Raw genomic sequence first — 19,680 nt, forward strand, 5'->3', positions numbered from 1 at the left:
ACCTCTCCTTACTCTTTGAATCTATAAGTTGCACCAATATTCGCCAAAGGCACAAAGCGAAATTCAAGCTTAACATATTGATTTGTAATAGGTGTAATCTGATTGTCAGCTGTCAAGGTAGGACGCACATCTTGAGCAATTTTTAATCCTATACCAAAACACCGAATATCTTTAGAGATTGTAACATACCAATCCTTTAAATACCCAAGTCCTACATCATAACCTATATTTGTATTTAAATAAAAATATCCAAAATCATAGCCCATAGTGCCGCGAAGAAAACCAGTATTGCCATTATTGCTACCTTGTTGGGAATATAAACCAGATGAAAGATATAACGGGTCAAGCTTGAAATAAAAAGTCAAATTAGAATCTAGCCCCCATCTATTAAATGAAGCATTAATTGATGCTTCACTAAAAGTATTACGTGAATAAGAATAAAATGCTGAAGCACTAAGATTTAGTCCCTCAATAGGTGAAAATCCAAGTTCATTACGAAGCACTTGATTTCTTGTTAAAAAACTATCTTTGATAAAAAGCCGCTGATACATTCGCCAATAAAATAACTCTTTACCATTTTTGCCATAAAAATATTGCGAAAGTTTTAAATCTACTTTGTGCTTATTTTTGACAATATCAACAATATCACTTGGATTCCAATATACTTTTAAGGCTTCAGGATTGTGATTATTCTCTTCAAGCAACTTATTATAGGCTTCATATCTATCATCATCAATAGCATTAGAGGTGTATTTATATAATGCTCCACTAAAAAGTGCTTCAAAATGCATAGAATGGAAAAAATGTTTATAAGGACGCGCAATATCAGAATTAAGAGAAATATTATAGCTACTTACACTATAATTAATACTTTTGTTTAATGGGTGATTCATAGCATCTGTAATGCCTTGCGTATCTTGAAGCAAAACCGAAGTAGCATACATATCTACATTCGCTCCTATGGAAAAATAATCTTTAAAAAAAGGAAATGCAACACCAAAAGGTAAAGAGAAAGTATTTTGAAAATATTTATAACCGGAAGCACGAGTAACATATTTACCTTGAAAATCAAAAGTATAAAGCAGATTCTTAAAAAATAGAGAATCTGTATAATGATGATAATGTATTTGCGGCAAAGATTGAAAAGTATTTACATTGCTCTCTTTAGAAAGGTCAAGATAATATTTAAAATAAGTGCCAAAATAATGCTTATTGGTATTGACAAAATAATTAATACGTGATTCATATAAACGCGTATTAAAAGCTGCATTAAGACTTTTTAGCCGCATATATTCAAGGTCATTCATATAAGTAATATCCGTATAAAATCCATCATTTGCATACTCATTATTAGATACGAAAATATCTTGTGTTTCGTATTGAAATGTCCCACCATAAATATGTTGATTCTTAAGGTTATTGCTCCTCATATACTCATCATTATTTTGAAAATATCGTCCTCTAAAAGTTGCGATATTATTTTCTTTATCTGCAAAACGAAACTCTACTTCTCCACCATAACCGCGTTGTGTTCTTACTTGCGGAGAAAGTGTCATATCCCAACGATTAAAAGGCGCAATAAACAAAGGTTGCATATACATAAAACCTTGTTTATTACTAAAAGACATTTCAGGAGAGAGCAATCCGGTTTTTCTTATATTGCCCGTGGGCGCAAAAAAATAAGGAAAATAAAACACAGGCATACTGCCAAGATAAAATCTTGGATTCCATACACTTATATATTCCTTTTGTGCATTGTATGTGCCAGAACTCACATTTAAATGCCATAATGGATGTTGTATATCACAGCCTGAAATCACACCTTTTTTGAAAGTATAATTATCATCTTGTCCCTCACCTTGTTTTGCCATAATCCAAATACCCATTGTGCTTTGTAAATAAAGGTTGCTCATAATCGTGTGCTTATCTTCTAAAGTTATATCTACGCGTTCTACATCAAGATATAAAATATTGCCTTGATAGACTTTTGCACCACCTTCAAGATGCACTTCTTTGCTCTGCTTATTATAAATAATCTTTTGTGCCACCATATAAGCATCACCATAGAGCAAAAAAGCATTACCCTCTGCAGTGATAATATCACCACTTGCGCGCACATCATCAGCAGATAAATCAAACATATCTGCTTTTTGTTCCGCACACAAGGGCGTAAGAGAACACAACCACGTAAAAAGCAATCCTACAATTAAATGTTGTCTCAATATGCAATCACCAAAGTCTTTGCCAATCTATCGTGCAAGGTGCGGAAAAGTATATCACCAAAGCCAAATACATAAGTAATAAAAAGCAAACTCTCACCTATATATTTGCCACAGGCACGAAGAAGAGAGAAAATAAAATTTGGCTTATCAAGCAAATCCACGCTCACTACGCGTATTTTGCATAAGATTTTGCCAATACTCCCTCCATAAAACCACACAAAAATAGTATCATAGCTAATTTTGAGAATCCACACTTGCCACATATAAGCTATAACAAAATCTCGTAAGGTAGTATAATCCACATTTCCTTGTGCATCGCTCATTTGTGAAAGCGTGTCAATGTGAATTAAAGTAAAAATAAGGGAGAGTAAAAATACATCAATAAACCACGCTAAAGAACGCAAGGCTTTATCAGCAAGCTGGATATTCTCTCTTTCAAGAAGTTCTAAAATTTTATCATCTGTATTCATAGTTCTAAAGCTTTATAAGCAATATCATCGCGAAAGTGCATATCTTCAAAATATATACTTTTGAGAATCTCATAAGCATTATCACGCGCTTGTCTAATATTTGGAGCAATTCCTAGTGCCAAAAGCACACGTCCGCCACTTGCCAAAAGTTGCCCTTGTGAATCCACGCTCACTCCTGCATACACAATATGCCCTAGATGCTCATCAAAGTTTTGAATCTTAATAGGCACAGGGGCACTTGAAGCATAAGGATAATCTTTTGATGAAGCCACTACTGCCACTGCGTATTGTTTTTTTATCATACATTTTAACTTATTTATCTTGCCCTCAATACAATGCAAGAATATATCAAGCAAAGGTGTTTGCAACATAGGCATTAGCACCTCACATTCAGGGTCTCCAAATCGCACATTAAACTCTAACAGATAAGGTTCTAGCTCATCATTTTTCTTTACTACCATAATCCCGCCAAAAAGCACTCCCTCAAATGGTGTGCCATTTTTACGCATTAAATCTAGTGTGGGAGCGATAATGCGCTGCTTAATTTTATCCATTAGATTCTCATCACATAAAGGTGTAGGTGTATATGCACCCATACCACCGGTATTTGGTCCTTCATCACCCGAAAGCAGCCGCTTATGGTCTTGACACGCAGGAAGCATAATAAAATTTTCTCCATCACAAATGGCAAATACAGAAAGCTCATAGCCATCCAAAAATTCTTCTACAACTACACATTTACCTGCTTCTCCAAAAGCAGTGCCAGAGAGCATTTCTTGAGTAATTTGCTTTGCCTCTTCATAACTTTGAGCAATAATCACACCCTTGCCCGCACATAAACCATCAGCTTTTACCACAATCGGTGGGGTGAGCGTATCAATAAAATTACAAAGTGCTTCAAACTCGCTTGATTGCATATAACGTGCTGTTGGAATACAAGCTGCACTTACAAAATCTTTCATAAAAGCCTTGCTTGATTCTAAACGTGCTGCTGCTTTTGATGGACCAAAAACACGCACATTATGACTTCTTAGATAATCACTTAAACCTTCACTTAGCGGTGCTTCAGGTCCTATGATAACAAGTGTGATATGATGAAGTTTGATAGATTCTAAAAGTTCTTGTGGGTGCGTGTAGGTAAGATTTGTGCCAAGCAAATGTGTTGCTCCATTACCGGGTGCAAAAAACAAAGCCTCTACTCTGCTTTCTTCTTTCAACACTCGTCCTATGGCATATTCACGTCCCCCATTACCAATAATCAAAATCCGCTCTTGCATTATAATCCTTATCTTACAAATCCCCAAATGAGCGTTACCCCGATTTGCGTAGCCTAAAAAAGCCACAAATAGGGTTAAGAGAATCTCATTAGGCGGCGAATGCTCACTATCTCAAAGTAGCTCAAGCGCAAACACCGACACACAAAGATTACTACGATTAACCCAAACAATCTTTTAGTAACAGACTAGCGATATGAAGGAAAGGCGCGTCATCTAGGTTAAACTGCATTATAACAAAGATAATCTTAAAAGCCCATACCTAGCTCTAAAACAAGTGTAAAATTTTGACTTGCTGGATAAAAGGCACTCACACCATTTACCACAATACTTTGAGAATCTTGAAGCTGATAATATTTTGCTTTTAAGCGTGCAAAAAGATTGTATCTCTCACCATAAGTAAGCCCGACAAAGCCCTGTGTGATAAAACCTTGTGTGTTTAAGCCGTTCCTAAAAAGTCCTTTAGGCTCTAGCGCAGCAAAATTATAAACACCTAAGCCATAATAGACCCCTAGAGCATATTCAAATCTCACATCAGGTAAAAGCTCAATGTATCTTTGTGAGAGATTAAGTCCAAAGCCGATTGTACCGATACTTAAGCCATTTGGAGAATTGCTAGAGTTAAGATTATACATCTCTATGGGAATTGCAAAGCCTAAAAAAAATGGTTTATTTAATGAGCCAAGATTAAATCCAATATCTCCAAACGCGCTAAAAATCGTGCCAAAACCACGATTGGTGCTTAAGATATTATGCGAACTATGAGTGTTAAAATCCATAAAGTTTATGCCAACATTTGTATGAGCATAAAACTCTCTATCATACCAAAGCGCATCACCACCTAAGCCACCGCCTACACCATTAATACTAATCGTTGAAGAATGAAGATTCACGAAATGCGGAGAGAGAAATAAACGGTCATCATTGCAACTTTTGTGTGTGCATTGAAAGCCAAAACTCACAGAAATAAAGACAAAAAGAATGAGAAAATTTCCACTTTTCATACAATCTCTTTTCATAAAAATCTATAAGTTAATATTATAAAGACTCTCACTTAAAAAACGATAATCTCTTTACAAGAACAAATTCTCATTGGGTGGGAAGGGAAAAAATTAATGCTGATTTTTCTCACATTTTAAACCTCAACACTTACTCCACCCATATACCTCAAATAGCAACTATTTGTGCTCCCCTATAATATCCTTATAATATTAAAGCTACAAACCATTCAAATAAGCCTGATAGCTTACTACCTATAACCCACTTCACACAAATACAAACCATTAGGACTTATAGGATAAGTATAATGCTGTTTTTGCCCATTTATTTGCTCTTGTAGAGAATGAAAACTTAGTTCTGCGCGACTATAAGCGAGTGCTGCGCCTACCATAAGTCTTACTTGTGCGCGTAAGAATCCATTGCCTCGCACATATACTATATCTAAACCCTTGTATGTATAATGCTTAATTGCAAAAATTGTGCGAATACAATTCTTTGTATACGAGCCATTTTTTTTAAAAAATACAAAATTATGTTGTCCTTGAAATGCCTGAAGTGCATTTTTAAAAAGCGTTTCATCACCAATTTTTTCATAAGACACATAAGGTGCAGCAAAAGGAGAAGGTTGTGTAGGAGAGAGTAAAAAACGATAAGAACGCCAAAGTGCATCAAAACGTGGATGAAAAGTATCATCTACAATATGCAATGAACGCACCATAATGTGAGGATAGAGCTTGGCATTAAGCAAAAAGCGCAAAGATTCTATGGCTTGAACTTGAGAATCTAAAAAATGTGCGCTTTGAAAACATATAACCTGCCCTGTGGCGTGCACTCCTTTATCTGTGCGTCCTGCTCCGATAATATCACTCTTAATACCTACACGAGCAAATCCCTCTTTAAGTGTGCCTAGCACACTTTTTAAGCGCTTATCTTTTTGCAATGCAAATCCACTAAATACACTACCATCATAGGCAATCACTGCTTTATAAGTGGGCATTAATAAAACTTTGTAATAAACTTTTTATAGAGTCCAAAACTTAGCGCACACCATAGGAAAGGTATAATAATCATACCTATAAGTGGAAAATGTTCCGAAGCAATGTGCGTAAGCACAAAGTATAGCGCTACAGATGCAATAACATAAAAATAAGACATATTAGAATGAAAACGAGGATTTGCAATACCAAAAAGCGGCACAAGAAAAAGGGAGGTAAGAGGAAAAAGTGAAACCATAACAGCTTGAGCAAGTTTGCGTGGTTTTTGGTGAGAATCTGAAGTAAAAACATTGCCCCAATATTCAAACAAATCATAACTTCTAAGCTGTGGCTCACTCACATTTTGTCGCACACTCATTTGGTGATAATCCACCCTTTTTAATTCCTCTGGTGATGCAAAATAAGCGCTTCCTTCCTGAAGATTAAGCTCAAATAAACCTTGATTATTATTTGTTTTGCCAGATTCTGCAACGATAAAAGTATCGCCCTCAAAACCATTTTCTGAAAACAAAATAAGATTCTTGTAAATGCGCTTGTGTGCGCTATCTACATACACGAGCCAATCACCAAGTTTTTGCCCAAATTCACCAGATTTAATATTTACATCAATATCAGCTTTTTTTTGCGCAACAAAATTTTTAGATGCACTATTTGCCAAAGGAAGCATAACAAGTGAAAACACAAATAAAATAATCGTGGCAAGGAGCGTAATAGGTAAAAAAAACTTCACAATATCTAAAGGCTTTGCTCCAAGTGAAAAACATACCATTAGCTCATAATCATATGTCAATTTCGCCACGCTTAACACTAAAGCAGCAAAAAAAGTAATAGGAATAATAAAAAATAAACTACCGGGTATGAGATATAAAAATAATGTGCCCAAATCTATAAAACTCATTTTAATCACGTAGGTGCGCCCTGCTATGTCAATAAGCAATACCACAGAAGCAATAAAAAGCAAGACAAGGAAAAATGGAAAAAATATCTGTGCAAAAGACATAAAAAGATAACGTTTAAACATTAGGGATTCTCGTGGATAACAAAACTAAGCCAAGCTAGATTAATAGTCGTGCCCAAAAAAATAAAAAAACAAAAAGGTAATTTCAGTTGCGCAAGATTAACTCGATAAAAAATTGCCAAAAATATAGCATATACCAATGCTGCCACACTCCCTAAAAATACACTAATAAATGCATTAAGCGCACCAAATGCAATGCCAATAGAACTTAAAACAATAATATCTGCTTCCCCAATAATCTCTTTTTGCACAAGACTTTGATAAAGGATTTTAAGGGCAAAAAATACACCTCCTACGCCAAATCCCATAAGCACTCTTTGAACAAAACTATGTTGAGAATCTATAAATACATACCCTATACAAACCAAAAGTAATAAAAAGTTAATCGTATCAGGCACAGCAAGACATTTAATATCAATTAAACCCAAAAGCAATAAAAGCATCATAATGACATATATTACATCTATGCCAAACCACATTAAAACACAAAGTGAAAAAACACAAAGCAAAAGAAAATAGATTCTATAAATCCAGAGTTTAAAAATAATGGCTAAAGAAAAAGGTTTCAAGCGCGTATCTTCTGAATAAAATGCAATAAAAAATACTCCAACAAAGCCAAAACATAAAGAAAGCATTACAGAGACTATCATCTTATCCTCGCATATTTACATTACGCATTTATTCTTAGATTCTGAGACTATACCATCTTGTATATCTACAAAAAGGCATTCTGATAAGATTTCGCCACCCTCAAGTATGCCATTATGTTTTTTAAAACGTTTAATGATTTGCTTTCCATTTTCAAGCATAGGTGCGACAAGCACCCCACCCTCTTCAAGTTGATTAACAATAATAGTCGGAATCTCCCTTGCACACGCAGAAAAAAGTATTGCATCAAATGGAGCATATTCAGCCCAACCTTTTTGCCCATCATCGAGCTTAATAAAAATATTATGAGATGCTAAACGTCTAAAGCGTTCTCGTGCTTCTTCAAAAAGCTTATCAATGCGCTCAATACTAAAAACACGGCGAAACATTTTGGAAAGCACCATTGCTTGATAGCCGCTCCCACAACCAATTTCCAATACAGAATCTCCTCCATTTGGGGCGAGATACTCGCTCATTTGTGCCACGGTCAGAGGGGAGCTAATCCATTGAGAATCTACCATAGGCAACGCATTAATCTCATAAGCTTGATGAGCGAAAACTGAAGGCACAAACATCTCTCTATCCACAGCACAAAGTGCGGTAACTACTTTGGGAGAAAGTGGAAAGCTTTTTTGTATTTCATCACACATTTTTTTGGCTATTTTTTGATACATTAATGAATCTCTATACCAGTATTAATATATTTTCTCATACGCGAGGTTTCCCCAATATCCACTTCACACGCCACAAAATTCTTCTTATCATTTTTATACACAATGCCATAAGGGGTAATAACAGAGCTTCCTTTTGCCATTATATCATTAGCGCTATTGCTTACTACAACAAAAGCTTGATTTGCTATTGCAAGGGCTTGAGAGAGAATCTCAAAATGGCTTTTGCGTGCTTTGCCCCATTGAGCACTTATAAAAATAATATCCGCACCCTTTATTTGTTCCCATAACTCCACAAAACGCAATTCAAAACAAATTAAAGCTGCACATTTAATACCATCAATTTCAAAAATGCTAATTTCACCTTTTTCACCAGCCTTAAAATGCAACTGCTCATCACCAAGCGAAAAAAGCTTGTTTTTGCTTTGCTTATGGATAATTTCACCCTTATGAAAAACTTTAAGATTATTGAAAAATTTTTTCTTTTTTTCTTCTATCATTGTTATAACAAGTGTATTGTTATATTTTGCGCTACTTTCTAAAAGTCTCTCTGTTGCAATCTTTGAAAATTCACTCGCCTCTTTCATACGTTGATAAGCAAACCCACTTATCACGACTTCAGGCGCGCAAATAATAGCATTTTTTCCACATCGGGCGATAAAATCCTCTACATTTATAAGATTCTCTGCAAAATCTTGTCCAGTCTTAATTTGCATACAATATAACTTTTTAGAAATCATCAAAATTAATGCTCCCTTTTGAATAGTTTGTAACTTTCGCCTCAAAGAAATTTGTTTTTTGGTCATTAAAACTTGCAAACTGATCTACCCACTTAATAGGATTCTTTGAGCCATAAAGTTGAGGTAAGCCCACTGCCTTGAGACGTGCGTCTGCCAAATATTGAATATACTCACGAATAATCTCTGAAGTTAATCCTAGAATCTGCCCTTGTGTAATATATTCACCCCATTGAGATTCTATCTCAACTGCTTTTTTAAACATCTCAACAACTTCCTCTTCAAGCGAAGGAGTAAATAAATGCCCTTGTTCTTTACGCAAAGAACTAATCATATTTTGAAATAAAAGCAAATGTGTTACTTCATCACGTTGAATAAAACGTATCATTTGCGCACTTCCTAACATTTTGCCACTACGTGCAAGGGTATAAAAATATGAAAATCCACTATAAAAATAAATACCCTCTAAAATTTGATTAGCAAACATAGCCTTGAGAAGATTTTGCTCATTGGGATTTTTTGCAAGCTCAATATAAACATTTGCAATATTATCATTTTTACTTCTTAACTGCATATCCACACGCCACATATTATAAATCTCATCAGTATTTGCCGAAATAGATTCTACCATTACTGCATAGCTTTGTGAATGCAATGCTTCCTCATAAGCTTGACGCACAAGGATAAGATTAATCTCTGGGCTTGTAATATAGGGATTGACATTGTCAATCAAATTATTTGTTTGCAAAGAATCCATAAAAATTAGTTGTGCTAAGGCTCTGTCATAACCTAGCTTCTCTTGCGCTGTTAAACCGCCGTTATAATCACGCTTATCAGGTGTCATATTTACCTCTTCGGGAAACCAAGTATTCGCAAGCATCACTTTCCATAGATTATAAGCCCATTGATATTTAATTTTATTTAAATCAAACATACTTGTGGGATTCCCGCCAAAAATCTTCCTATCAGCTACACTCTCTGTTGATTCTGGGTTATAGATTTGTTTGCGAGAAATATGTTGAACTGCTTGTGCTTGTTTCATTACGAAGACCTTAAAAATAACAAAATTTAAACGCGAAATTATATATTTTTACTCCTTGATTGAATGTTAAAATCCACAGGAAAAATCAAAAATATCGCGCCAAAACTATTAAAGATAAGATTGCATAAAAGAAGTGGTGCGGGAAAGAGGACTTGAACCTCCACGCCTTGCGGCGCCAGATCCTAAGTCTGGTGCGTCTGCCAATTTCGCCATTCCCGCAGCGTCATACCAAAAAAGATAATTCTCAAATGCCATAAAAGCAAGGCGCAGATTTTACTTCATTAATGTTTAAAATTTTCTAAATCCACTCTTTAATCTTACTTACAAGATGGGGCGTATCCAAACCAAGAGACTGCTCTATAAGTGCAGTATTGCCGTGTGGGACAAATCTATCTTTAATTTCAAAGCTTTTTAGCTGCACATCTTTGATATTTTCTTCTGCCATAAACTCAAGGAGTGCGCTTGCAACACCACCCATATAATAACTATCGCTAAAAACACATATATGGGTATGCGTTTTAAACACCTCATTCAACATATGTTTATCAAGAGGTTTTACAAAACGCAAATCAAGTAAGCTTGGCTCATAACCCTCTGTGATTAAAGCTTGATACACTTTATAAGCTCTACCTACACCATTACCATATCCCACAAGAAGAATTTTCTTACCTCTTTTTAACATCTCTGCTTGCCCTAGTACAAACTCATTTGAAACAAATACACCCTCCTCAAGCGTAAATGAACCACGTGGATATCGGAATGCACAAGGTGAATCATTATAGCGATAAGCAAAAGCTACTGCTTGTTGCAAACTTGCATTATCACGCGGTGCAAAAAGCACCATATGAGGGATAGAACGCAAATAAGCAATATCAAACAATCCTTGATGAGTTTCACCATCTTCACCCACAATGCCTGCTCTATCAATGCAAAACCGCACGGGCAATCCCAAAATTCCTACATCGTGTATTATTTGGTCATAAGCGCGTTGTAAAAATGTTGAATATATTGCAACAAAAGGTTTAAATCCTTCTTTTGCTATTGCTGCCATTGAAGTAACCGCGTGAGCTTCACAAATTGCAACGTCCCAAAATCGCTGTGGATACTTTTCAATAAGCTTATCTAAACCTGTTCCGCTTGGCATTGCAGCAGTTACACCAACCACTTTTTCATCAGTAAGGTAAGATTCTAAACTTTCAGAAAATACTGCTGTGGGCGATTGTGGAGCAGAACTTTTAAGTGAAGAACCCGTGCTTACATCAAAAGGACCAACTCCGTGCCAATGCTCAAATCTACCCTCTGCAATTTCATAACCCTTGCCTTTGAGCGTTTGAGCGTGAATAATGACAGGTTTTCTCATTTCTTTTGCTCTTTGTAATGTGGCGATTATAAGTTCAATATTATGTCCATCAATGGGACCAACATAATCAAGCCCCAATTCTTCAAATAAAATACCTGGTGTAATAAGTTTGAGAGATTCTTCAAATCTTTTAGCAAGATAGGTAGCAGAATCGGGCATTTTTGTAAGCACTTTCTTAATCGTATCACGTATTTTTTGGTATATAGATGTTGTCAAAATCTGCGAAAGATAGTTACTAATTGCCCCAATAGGTTTAGAAATACTCATCTTATTATCGTTTAAAATAATAACCATAGGATATTTTTTATCACCTAATTCGTTGAGTGCCTCATATACAAGCCCTGCACTCATTGAACCATCACCTATCATTACCACAGGCATACTTGCACTTCCCTTTAATGCTAACGCTTTTGCTGCACCAACCGCAAGAGAAATGGAAGTTGAGCTATGTCCAGCAATAAAATAATCACTAGGGGATTCTTTGGGATTACAAAACCCACTTAAACCACCAAATTGCCTTAAACTAGAAAAATCATTCCATCTTCCAGTGAGAAGTTTATGTGCATAAGCTTGATGAGAAACATCAAAGATAAAAGGATTTGTGTTTGCATCAAAGACTAAATGCATTCCTATAATCAAATCTACTGCGCCCAAAGTAGAACTAAGATGACCACCATTAGAGCTTACAACCTCTAATATTCTATGACGAATACACGTAGCAAGCTCTTTAAGCTGCGTGGGAGAAAACTTACTCAAACTCTCAAAAGTGCTCTCTTGCTTTTGTATACGGGCTAAGAAATTTGCTACATCAAGCGTTTTGACTTCCATCTCTCTTTCCCCTCTTAATTTTGTCCTAATCACGCATATTTTCAAGCACAGATTGTTTAAGATTCTTATAACGCGACATAATTGTGCCATCAATGTTACCATTATCGCTCACAATCACTACACCCCCGAGTGATACAGCGCTATCAGAGATAAGTTCAACTTTCGCATTATCCTTAAGCTGTTCTTTTAAAAAAAGATAATCACTTGGATTGACTTTAATTTTAATATTTGTTGCGTCCATAATAGAATTAAGCAACTCTTTTGTCAAATTCAATGCAATTTTTTGAGAATTTTCACTCACTTCGTTGATAATTACTTCTTTTGCAATATCGACTGAAATAGCACTTAGTTCTTTTTCCAAATCTTCTAGATGCTTTTGGCTTGTTTTAAGCGCATTTTCAAGCGTAATAATAGAATCTACCAAAGCTTTTTTTTGTGCGCTCACTTCAGCAAATAAATCCTCTTTTGCTTTCTCCTCTGCCTCTCTAAAACCATCTTTATAGCCATCTTCACGCGCACTTACAACGCGTTGTTCGCTTTCTACTTGGAGTTTTTCAAACTGAATTTGTAGCTTTGCAAGTGAGCCGGAAAGCTCATCTGTTTTTTGTAATAAACGCTCGACAAGCTCTTGCTCAAGTGTTGCAATTTTTTGCGCATTACTTTGTATATTTTGAGAGAGCTCATTTGCCTCATCTTGCGGTATTTTTGGTGCAAGTGTTTCTATATGAGCAGAGGCAGAAGCGATTTCTTTGCTCGATTCTATCATCTCATTTGTGATGCTTTTAAATTCATATTTTTTAATATTATGATTTTTAAGTCGCTCTTGTCCAATAATGTTTTCTTGATTAAGCAATGACATCGTCTTGTTCTCCTAGTTGGACTAAACCTTGCTCTGAAAGGGTTTGGACTACCTCAACAATTTTTCTTTGTGCATTTTCTACATCACGCACTTTTACAGCTCCAAGGAACTGCATTTCCTCCATAAACTGCTCACTCGCACGTTGAGACATATTGCCCATAAACTTCTGTTTTAAATCATCAGGAGCAGATTTAAGAGCAAGGGTAAGATCCTTTTTATCAGCAATTTTAAGAATCTCTCTAATAGCGTTATTATCAAGTTTTGAAATATCTTCAAAAGTAAACATCATCTCTTTAATTTCAATAGCTAACTGCTCATCAATTTGCTCAATATGTGAAAGTGTCGCTTTTGCAGCTTTTTGTCCCAATCTGTTGAAAATTTCCGCAACGGAACGTGTGCCACCCACTTCAACCTTGTAACTTGTAAGAGATTCAAGTTTATTTTCAAGCACTGCACTTACGCGCTTAACAACACTTGGCGAAATATCCCCAAGGTTTGCCATACGAATAGCTACCTCTGCACGCAAATCATCAGAGAAATAACTCAATGTCTCTGCTGCTCCACTTGCGTCCATATGCGCAAGAATAAGAGCAATCGTTTGGGGATGTTCATTGATAATAAAATCTGCAAGTTGCTGTGGGCGAATTTTGGAGAGATAGGCAAAGTTTTTTTGAGATTGCATTGTTTTGGCAAGTTTATCCAAAATTGCCTTTGCAGCATCAGGTCCAAGAGCTTTAATCAATAAATCACGAGCATAATCTATACCACCTGTGCTAATATATTGATTAGACTGAAAAATGACATAAAACTCTTCTAAAACGGCTGCGCCAATAGTTTTATCCATTCCACCCAGCTGTGCAATTTGTTTACTGATTTCAGTAATTGCATCAATATCAAGATGATGAAAAATTTCAGAAGTAATTTCATCACCTAATTGCATCAATAAGATAGCAATTTTTTCTGCCATTGAAAGCTCATCATATTGTGCTCTTTGACGAGGACTAAGTGTGATTGCCATATTTACTCCTTATAGTTATTTATGACCAATACCTTCGGTAATATCAAGCTCATCTTTAATTAATGTTTGAAACAACGAAGCTATTTCTTGAGGACGCTCTGAAATAACATTACGCATTTTTTCAAGCAATACTTCATATTTGATATTATCTTCATCAAGCCCAGAGCTCAAACCAAGCTGGTCTTCTACACGTTTTCTTAATTCACTGAATTTATTTAAATCATCATCATCATCATCAATTTGCATAAGAGATTCTATATCATCATCTTCCTCTTCTTGCACTTCAAGCATACGCTCTGCAAATGGTGCAACAATTTTTTTGTAAAATACAAGGAGAATTACCGCAACAATAACATATTTTAACAATGGCATAAACGGACTAAGATATCGCTCTACTTTATCAGAGAAAGCCTCCCAAGCATCTTTTGGACGATAATCGAGCTGTGTATTCCTAAAGGGCATATTAATCACTTCAACTTGATCGCCTCGTGCCTCGTTATAACCAATTGCTTTTTTTACACCTTCTAAAAATTTGTCCATATCTTCTTGAGAACGAGGAGAATATTCTAAACGTGTCTCACCATCTTCACCTACGACTTCTTCATAAGTCCCATCAATCATTACAGAAGCACTTACTCGCTTTAAAACTCCATAATGTTCCGAAATACTACTCACTTTTTTACCAATCTCGTTATTTTGAACAACTTCGCTTTCTTTCTCCCATTCCATCATTTCATCATCTTTTAATCCCTGCACAGGACCAATATTACTTACCACTCCTGGAACACCCCCAATTTGTGGTGGACGGAATCCTTTTCGTTCTTTTTCATACTCTCTAATACCTCGTATAACAGGGTTTTGGTCAAATTCTTCTTGAGTAGAATTACGCACACTAAAATCATAATCCATCGTTACTTGTGCTTGCACACCATCTCCCACACTTGGTTGCAAAAATTTGATAATCTTCGCCTCCATAGCATTCTCTGCGGCTTGTTGATATCGTCTTTGAAAGGCTGCTTTCTTCGCTAAAACCCCTTGTAACGCTGCTTCATCCTCTTCGCCAAGCAATTCGCCCTCTTGATTGATAATTTTAACATTCTCCGGAGTCAAACGTTCTACTGCTGCAGCAACAAGATGTTTAACACCAATAACTTGCTCGGTTGAAAGAAACATATTATCGCGCACTGTGAGCTTAACAGAAGCAGATGGCGGATGTCCGCCTTGAACAAAAAGTGATTCCTTGGGCATTGAGATATTCACAATTGCTTTTTCGATAGGACGCAAACTCTCAATAGTCCTTGCAAGCTCATTTTGCTTAGCAATGAGATATTTCATATCTTGGGTAAAAGGTGTCTCTCCTACAGGACTTTCAAGTAAAATATCAAAACCTACATTTTTACTTGTCTTGGGTAGTCCAAGCGAACCAAGTGTAATGCGTTGCTCATAAACATTATCTTTTGGCACCATAATGATATTATCTTGAGGTATTTTATATGGGATTTTATCTTGTTGGAGCTTTTGTAATATCAATGCGCTATCTTCTGCGCTTAAATTACTAAAAAGCACCTCATAATTTTCATACTCATTTTTTGTTTCTACCTTAAAGAGAACAAGATAAGTTAAAAAACTAATAAGCACAACAAAAGTTGTAAGGATAATAATTCGCTGTTTCTTATTAAGCTTATTTAACACTCGAGCAATTTGTTCAAAAATCAGTCTTAAATCCACGAATATCCCTTAGTTATGAATTTGTAAATATGCTTTTATGAGTTCAAATACGCGTGTATTCTGCTCTGCTCTACCAATTGTTATCCGAAAAGCATTCAATCCATAAGAGCGTAGATTACGCACTATTAAACCATTTTGCAATAACCAATCACATAAATGCGAAGATTCTATATGCGAATGCAAAAATGTAATAAAATTCCCATATGAAGGGATAAATGTAAATCCCATTTCATTAGCAAATGCTTCGTATCTTGCCATTTCAATAGCATTATTTTTTATACACTCACTCACAAACACTTGGTCTTTTAATGCAATAAGAGCAGCTTGTAAGCTAAGTGTAGTAACATTAAAGGGTGGGCGCACTTTATAAAGCATAGAAATAATATGCTCACTTGCAATACCATAACCCACACGCATACCACCCAAACCATATACTTTTGAGAATGTTCCTAGATAAATCACATTACTAAAACGCTCTATAAGCTGCTTGGGATTAATAGCCTTTGCCTTATCTTTATAAGCTGCAAACTCCTGATATGCGCCATCAACAATTACAAGTGTATCCTTATCCACTGCTTGTATAAATTGCTCAATAGCCGCTGCATCTAAACATTCACCCAAAGGATTATTTGGTGCACATAAAAACACTGCACTTATATGTTTTCTTTCTTTTTCGCTTTGATAGAGTTGAAAAAACTCCTCTAAAATATGTTCATCACTTGGTGTTTTAGAAATCTCTACACCAGCAAGTTTCGCATATACCTCATACATAGCAAAAGTCGTTTTAGCCATAAGCACCTGTGCATTGTGATGATTGAGCGCCTGCATACAAAATTCAATGATTTGGTCGCTTCCTGCACCAATAATAATATGTTTAGATTCTACATCAAAATGCGAGGCTAGGGCATTTTTAAGCTCATACATAGAATCATCAGGATACAAAAAAGCTTTATGGGCATTTTTTTGAAGAGATTCTACTACTTGAGCAGATGTTCCATAAGGATTCTCATTACTGCCAAGTTTAATAATATCCTCTGGCTTAATCCCATACTCACGCACGACAAGCTCTATTGGCTTCCCTGCCTCATAAGTTACAATTTGCTTCAATGCGCTCCGAAACACTTCTGTATCACCTCTTATCCATAACTTGGTTTTAACTCATCAAAAAAATGGTTTATTTTATCTTAAAATATTTATAAGTTTCTTTAAAATCATATCTTTTGGCTTGTAACGAAAATTTGCTACAATTTACTAAAATATATCAAGAATAACCGACATTGATAAAAACTCTAAGATTTAAGGGGTCATTCCAAGATGCAAACACTACACAATAAACATATTTTAGAAATTACACATATTTTTCGCGAATATGATATTCGTGGTATTTTCGGTGATGACCTCACGCACGAAGTTGTATGTGGCATAGGGCAACTACTTGGAGAATATATTATAGAATCTAAACTGCCTCCTTGCATATATATTGGCTATGATGCACGCACACATTCGCCTACTCTTCTTACGTGGCTTGCGGAAGGTTTTGCATCAACAGGTATTGAAGTTTATGATCTTGGACTTATCCCTACTCCTGTGGCATACTTTGCAACCTTTAACACCATAGATTCTATCACTTGTCCTCATTCTGTAATGATTACAGGCTCACACAATCCGCCTCAATACAATGGCTTTAAAATTACCATTAATCAAACACCTTTTTATGGAGAGCAAATCCGTGCTCTTGGGACAAAACTCACTACGTTGCTCAATCAACAAAATAAACACAATATTCTCCCAAATACACATCAAAATAAAACATATACAAAAATTAACGCTCTTGGGGCATATATAGATTATTTGACGCGAGCATTTGCCTCCCTTGAGAATTTTCCCTATCTTATTGCTGTAGATTGTGGCAACGGCGTGGGTGGTATAGGTATAAAAAAAATTTTAGAAAATCTTAATATTAACTATACACCACTTTTTTTTGAACCAGATGGCACTTTTCCCAATCATCACCCAGACCCAAGCGAGGAAAAAAATCTCATTGCACTTAAAGACAAAATGAAATCGGATTCTATACCGATTGGAATTGCCTTTGATGGAGATGCTGATAGACTTGCACTTTTAACAACTCATTATAATTATAAAGGCGATGAACTTGCTATTCTTTTTGCGCAAGAGATGAAAAGACGCTTTTTAAGTCCTGTCGTCATTGGCGAAGTCAAATGTTCGCAAGTGATGTATGACGAAATCAACAAAATCGGCAAAGCAATAATGTATAAAACAGGACATAGTAACCTTAAAGTCAAGCTTAAAGAGCTCAATGCACATCTTGCAGCAGAAATGAGTGGGCATCTCTTCTTTAATGACCGATATTTTGGCTATGATGATGCAATTTATGCTTCACTTAGAGCTTTAGAGTTGTTTTTGCACTATACACCAAAGGAACTAGAAGCTACTATCAATGCTCTACCTCATCTTTACAGCACAGACGAAGAGAAGATTTCTACCACAGAGGAAGAGAAATTCACTCTTATTCACACCCTTGGTGAGGCATTAAAAAACCCTCCTGCTGATTTCCCTTCCATTAAAGATATTATCAGCATTGATGGATTGCGTGTAATATTTGAAAATGGCTGGGGACTCATAAGGGCAAGTAATACTACACCTGTGCTTGTTACACGTTTTGAAGCTATAAGCAAAGAAGAATGCGAATCTTATAAAACTCATTTACTTGCTCTTCTGAAAAATTGTCAAAAAACATAAGGACAAGCTATGCCACAAACATTACAACTCACAAACCCTATGGATATGCATCTTCATTTGCGCGAGGGAGAAATGCTTAGTGCTATCTTGCCTTTTAGTGCAAATCCTTTTAGTGCTGCTGTTGTTATGCCAAATCTTAAAACCCCTATTACCACTACTGCACAAGCTCTTGCATACAAAAGGCAGATTCTATCACTTTGTTCTACATCATTTGAACCACTTATGAGTATTTTTCTTACTCCAGACCTTGACAAACAAGAACTTATACGTGCTAAAGAAGCAGGCATTCATATTCTTAAACTTTATCCTAAGGGCTCAACTACGGGAAGTGAGAAGGGCGTTAAAGAGATGTTATGCGAAAAGACACTTCATATCTTTGAGATTGCTCAAGAATTAGGCTTTATTCTCTCCATACACGGCGAGAGTAATGGCTTTTGTATGGAAAGAGAATATGAATTTTTGCCTATTTTTGCCCATATTGCACAACATTTCCCTCGTCTTCGCATAATCATTGAGCATATGAGCGATAGGCGTAGTCTTGAGTTGATTGAACAATACCCAAATCTCTATGCTACACTTACATTACATCACATTACTATGAATCTTGATGACGTGCTTGGTGGGGGGATTAATCCTCATCACTTCTGCAAACCTATGCTTAAAACCAAAAAAGACCAACAAGCCTTGCTGCAAGCTGCTCTAAATGCTCACCCAAAAGTAAGTTTTGGGTCGGATTCTGCGCCTCATTTAGAATCTGCAAAACTTAACTCCAAAGGTGCAGCGGGGATTTTTTCTGCCCCTATTTTACTCCCAGCCCTTGCTGAAGTTTTTGCATTTCATAACGCCCTTGATTGCTTGCAAACATTTATAAGCAATAGGGCTATCGCGAACTACAAGCTAAAGCATTTTCCGATTAAAACCATCACGCTTGAGCGTGTGGAAAATCCAGTGCCTCCTTACATTAATACACCTCTTGGGCATATTATACCACTCCGAGCGCAAACAAATCTCTCTTGGCGCATTAAAGAGGAAAATAGATGAGAAATAA

At 36.0% G+C, this 19,680-nt stretch carries 17 protein-coding genes and 1 tRNA gene; 2 read left to right on the forward strand and 16 right to left on the reverse strand.

Annotated elements, in window-relative coordinates; genetic code table 11:
- Positions 1 to 8: 8 nt before the first annotated feature.
- From HH_RS02965 to hisC, 16 genes are all read right to left on the reverse strand, one after another.
- Positions 9 to 2,222, reverse strand: coding sequence for an LPS-assembly protein LptD (locus HH_RS02965; RefSeq protein ID WP_226989504.1), 2,214 nt, complete (start codon positions 2,220 to 2,222; stop codon positions 9 to 11).
- A complete protein-coding gene (locus HH_RS02970; protein WP_011115439.1) occupies positions 2,219 to 2,692 on the reverse strand; it encodes an RDD family protein in 474 nt (157 codons plus the stop codon). Before HH_RS02970 ends, HH_RS02965 begins: the two co-directional genes overlap by 4 nt.
- A complete protein-coding gene (gene purD / locus HH_RS02975; protein ID WP_011115440.1) occupies positions 2,689 to 3,969 on the reverse strand; it encodes a phosphoribosylamine--glycine ligase in 1,281 nt (426 codons plus the stop codon). Before purD ends, HH_RS02970 begins: the two co-directional genes overlap by 4 nt.
- A 245-nt stretch (positions 3,970 to 4,214) precedes the next feature.
- Complete coding sequence (locus HH_RS02980; protein WP_011115441.1) at positions 4,215 to 4,970, reverse strand: hypothetical protein; 756 nt, start codon at positions 4,968 to 4,970, stop codon at positions 4,215 to 4,217.
- Between the two features lie 245 nt (positions 4,971 to 5,215).
- Positions 5,216 to 5,962, reverse strand: a complete 747-nt coding sequence (gene truA / locus HH_RS02985) for a tRNA pseudouridine(38-40) synthase TruA (protein WP_011115443.1) — start codon at positions 5,960 to 5,962, stop codon at positions 5,216 to 5,218.
- Complete coding sequence (locus HH_RS02990; RefSeq protein WP_011115444.1) at positions 5,962 to 6,981, reverse strand: LptF/LptG family permease; 1,020 nt, start codon at positions 6,979 to 6,981, stop codon at positions 5,962 to 5,964. The genes truA and HH_RS02990 overlap by 1 nt, the downstream gene beginning before the upstream one ends.
- Positions 6,981 to 7,628 (reverse strand): prepilin peptidase, encoded by a 648-nt coding sequence (locus HH_RS02995; RefSeq protein WP_011115445.1) that lies wholly within the window; start codon positions 7,626 to 7,628, stop codon positions 6,981 to 6,983. Before HH_RS02995 ends, HH_RS02990 begins: the two co-directional genes overlap by 1 nt.
- A 15-nt stretch (positions 7,629 to 7,643) precedes the next feature.
- Entirely contained in the window at positions 7,644 to 8,300 is a 657-nt protein-coding gene (locus HH_RS03000) for a protein-L-isoaspartate(D-aspartate) O-methyltransferase (protein ID WP_011115446.1), read from the reverse strand.
- The gene (locus tag HH_RS03005; RefSeq protein ID WP_011115447.1) at positions 8,300 to 9,037 is read right to left on the reverse strand and encodes a carbon-nitrogen hydrolase family protein; all 738 of its coding nucleotides are present in this window, start codon (positions 9,035 to 9,037) and stop codon (positions 8,300 to 8,302) included. Before HH_RS03005 ends, HH_RS03000 begins: the two co-directional genes overlap by 1 nt.
- On the reverse strand, positions 9,027 to 10,076 hold the full coding sequence (locus HH_RS03010; RefSeq protein ID WP_011115448.1) for a ribonucleotide-diphosphate reductase subunit beta: 1,050 nt from the start codon (positions 10,074 to 10,076) through the stop codon (positions 9,027 to 9,029). The genes HH_RS03005 and HH_RS03010 overlap by 11 nt, the downstream gene beginning before the upstream one ends.
- A gap of 134 nt (positions 10,077 to 10,210) precedes the next feature.
- A tRNA-Leu gene (locus HH_RS03015) sits at positions 10,211 to 10,295 on the reverse strand.
- Between the two features lie 79 nt (positions 10,296 to 10,374).
- Positions 10,375 to 12,264: a 1-deoxy-D-xylulose-5-phosphate synthase gene (dxs, locus tag HH_RS03020; RefSeq protein ID WP_011115450.1), complete on the reverse strand. Its 1,890-nt coding sequence runs from the start codon at positions 12,262 to 12,264 to the stop codon at positions 10,375 to 10,377.
- 25 nt (positions 12,265 to 12,289) lie between these two features.
- Positions 12,290 to 13,123 (reverse strand): flagellar assembly protein FliH, encoded by an 834-nt coding sequence (gene fliH, locus HH_RS03025; RefSeq protein WP_011115451.1) that lies wholly within the window; start codon positions 13,121 to 13,123, stop codon positions 12,290 to 12,292.
- Complete coding sequence (gene fliG, locus HH_RS03030; protein ID WP_011115452.1) at positions 13,110 to 14,141, reverse strand: flagellar motor switch protein FliG; 1,032 nt, start codon at positions 14,139 to 14,141, stop codon at positions 13,110 to 13,112. The genes fliH and fliG overlap by 14 nt, the downstream gene beginning before the upstream one ends.
- Positions 14,142 to 14,156: 15 nt before the next feature.
- The gene (fliF, locus tag HH_RS03035) at positions 14,157 to 15,869 is read right to left on the reverse strand and encodes a flagellar basal-body MS-ring/collar protein FliF (RefSeq protein WP_011115453.1); all 1,713 of its coding nucleotides are present in this window, start codon (positions 15,867 to 15,869) and stop codon (positions 14,157 to 14,159) included.
- A 9-nt stretch (positions 15,870 to 15,878) separates the two neighbouring features.
- On the reverse strand, positions 15,879 to 16,991 hold the full coding sequence (gene hisC / locus HH_RS03040) for a histidinol-phosphate transaminase (RefSeq protein WP_011115454.1): 1,113 nt from the start codon (positions 16,989 to 16,991) through the stop codon (positions 15,879 to 15,881).
- Between the two features lie 192 nt (positions 16,992 to 17,183).
- Between hisC and HH_RS03045 the strand changes: the two genes are divergently transcribed.
- On the forward strand, positions 17,184 to 18,632 hold the full coding sequence (locus HH_RS03045) for a phosphomannomutase/phosphoglucomutase (protein WP_011115455.1): 1,449 nt from the start codon (positions 17,184 to 17,186) through the stop codon (positions 18,630 to 18,632).
- A 9-nt stretch (positions 18,633 to 18,641) separates the two neighbouring features.
- Complete coding sequence (gene pyrC / locus HH_RS03050) at positions 18,642 to 19,673, forward strand: dihydroorotase (RefSeq protein ID WP_011115456.1); 1,032 nt, start codon at positions 18,642 to 18,644, stop codon at positions 19,671 to 19,673.
- Positions 19,674 to 19,680 lie beyond the last annotated feature (7 nt).

The organism is Helicobacter hepaticus ATCC 51449, from assembly GCF_000007905.1.
Lineage (GTDB): Bacteria > Campylobacterota > Campylobacteria > Campylobacterales > Helicobacteraceae > Helicobacter_C > Helicobacter_C hepaticus.

What these genes read in the sequence shown, in the direction of transcription:
- HH_RS02995 (WP_011115445.1), bottom strand. Translation starts at nt 7,628, where the DNA reads ATGATAGTCTCTGTAATGCTTTCTTTATGTTTTGGCTTTGTTGGAGTA.
- HH_RS03045 (WP_011115455.1), top strand. Translation starts at nt 17,184, where the DNA reads ATGCAAACACTACACAATAAACATATTTTAGAAATTACACATATTTTT.
- pyrC (WP_011115456.1), top strand. Translation starts at nt 18,642, where the DNA reads ATGCCACAAACATTACAACTCACAAACCCTATGGATATGCATCTTCAT.
- HH_RS03005 (WP_011115447.1), bottom strand. Translation starts at nt 9,037, where the DNA reads ATGATTTCTAAAAAGTTATATTGTATGCAAATTAAGACTGGACAAGAT.
- truA (WP_011115443.1), bottom strand. Translation starts at nt 5,962, where the DNA reads ATGCCCACTTATAAAGCAGTGATTGCCTATGATGGTAGTGTATTTAGT.
- HH_RS02980 (WP_011115441.1), bottom strand. Translation starts at nt 4,970, where the DNA reads ATGAAAAGTGGAAATTTTCTCATTCTTTTTGTCTTTATTTCTGTGAGT.
- HH_RS02970 (WP_011115439.1), bottom strand. Translation starts at nt 2,692, where the DNA reads ATGAATACAGATGATAAAATTTTAGAACTTCTTGAAAGAGAGAATATC.
- purD (WP_011115440.1), bottom strand. Translation starts at nt 3,969, where the DNA reads ATGCAAGAGCGGATTTTGATTATTGGTAATGGGGGACGTGAATATGCC.
- fliG (WP_011115452.1), bottom strand. Translation starts at nt 14,141, where the DNA reads ATGGCAATCACACTTAGTCCTCGTCAAAGAGCACAATATGATGAGCTT.
- HH_RS03000 (WP_011115446.1), bottom strand. Translation starts at nt 8,300, where the DNA reads ATGTATCAAAAAATAGCCAAAAAAATGTGTGATGAAATACAAAAAAGC.
- dxs (WP_011115450.1), bottom strand. Translation starts at nt 12,264, where the DNA reads ATGGAAGTCAAAACGCTTGATGTAGCAAATTTCTTAGCCCGTATACAA.
- HH_RS02990 (WP_011115444.1), bottom strand. Translation starts at nt 6,981, where the DNA reads ATGTTTAAACGTTATCTTTTTATGTCTTTTGCACAGATATTTTTTCCA.
- fliH (WP_011115451.1), bottom strand. Translation starts at nt 13,123, where the DNA reads ATGTCATTGCTTAATCAAGAAAACATTATTGGACAAGAGCGACTTAAA.
- HH_RS03010 (WP_011115448.1), bottom strand. Translation starts at nt 10,076, where the DNA reads ATGAAACAAGCACAAGCAGTTCAACATATTTCTCGCAAACAAATCTAT.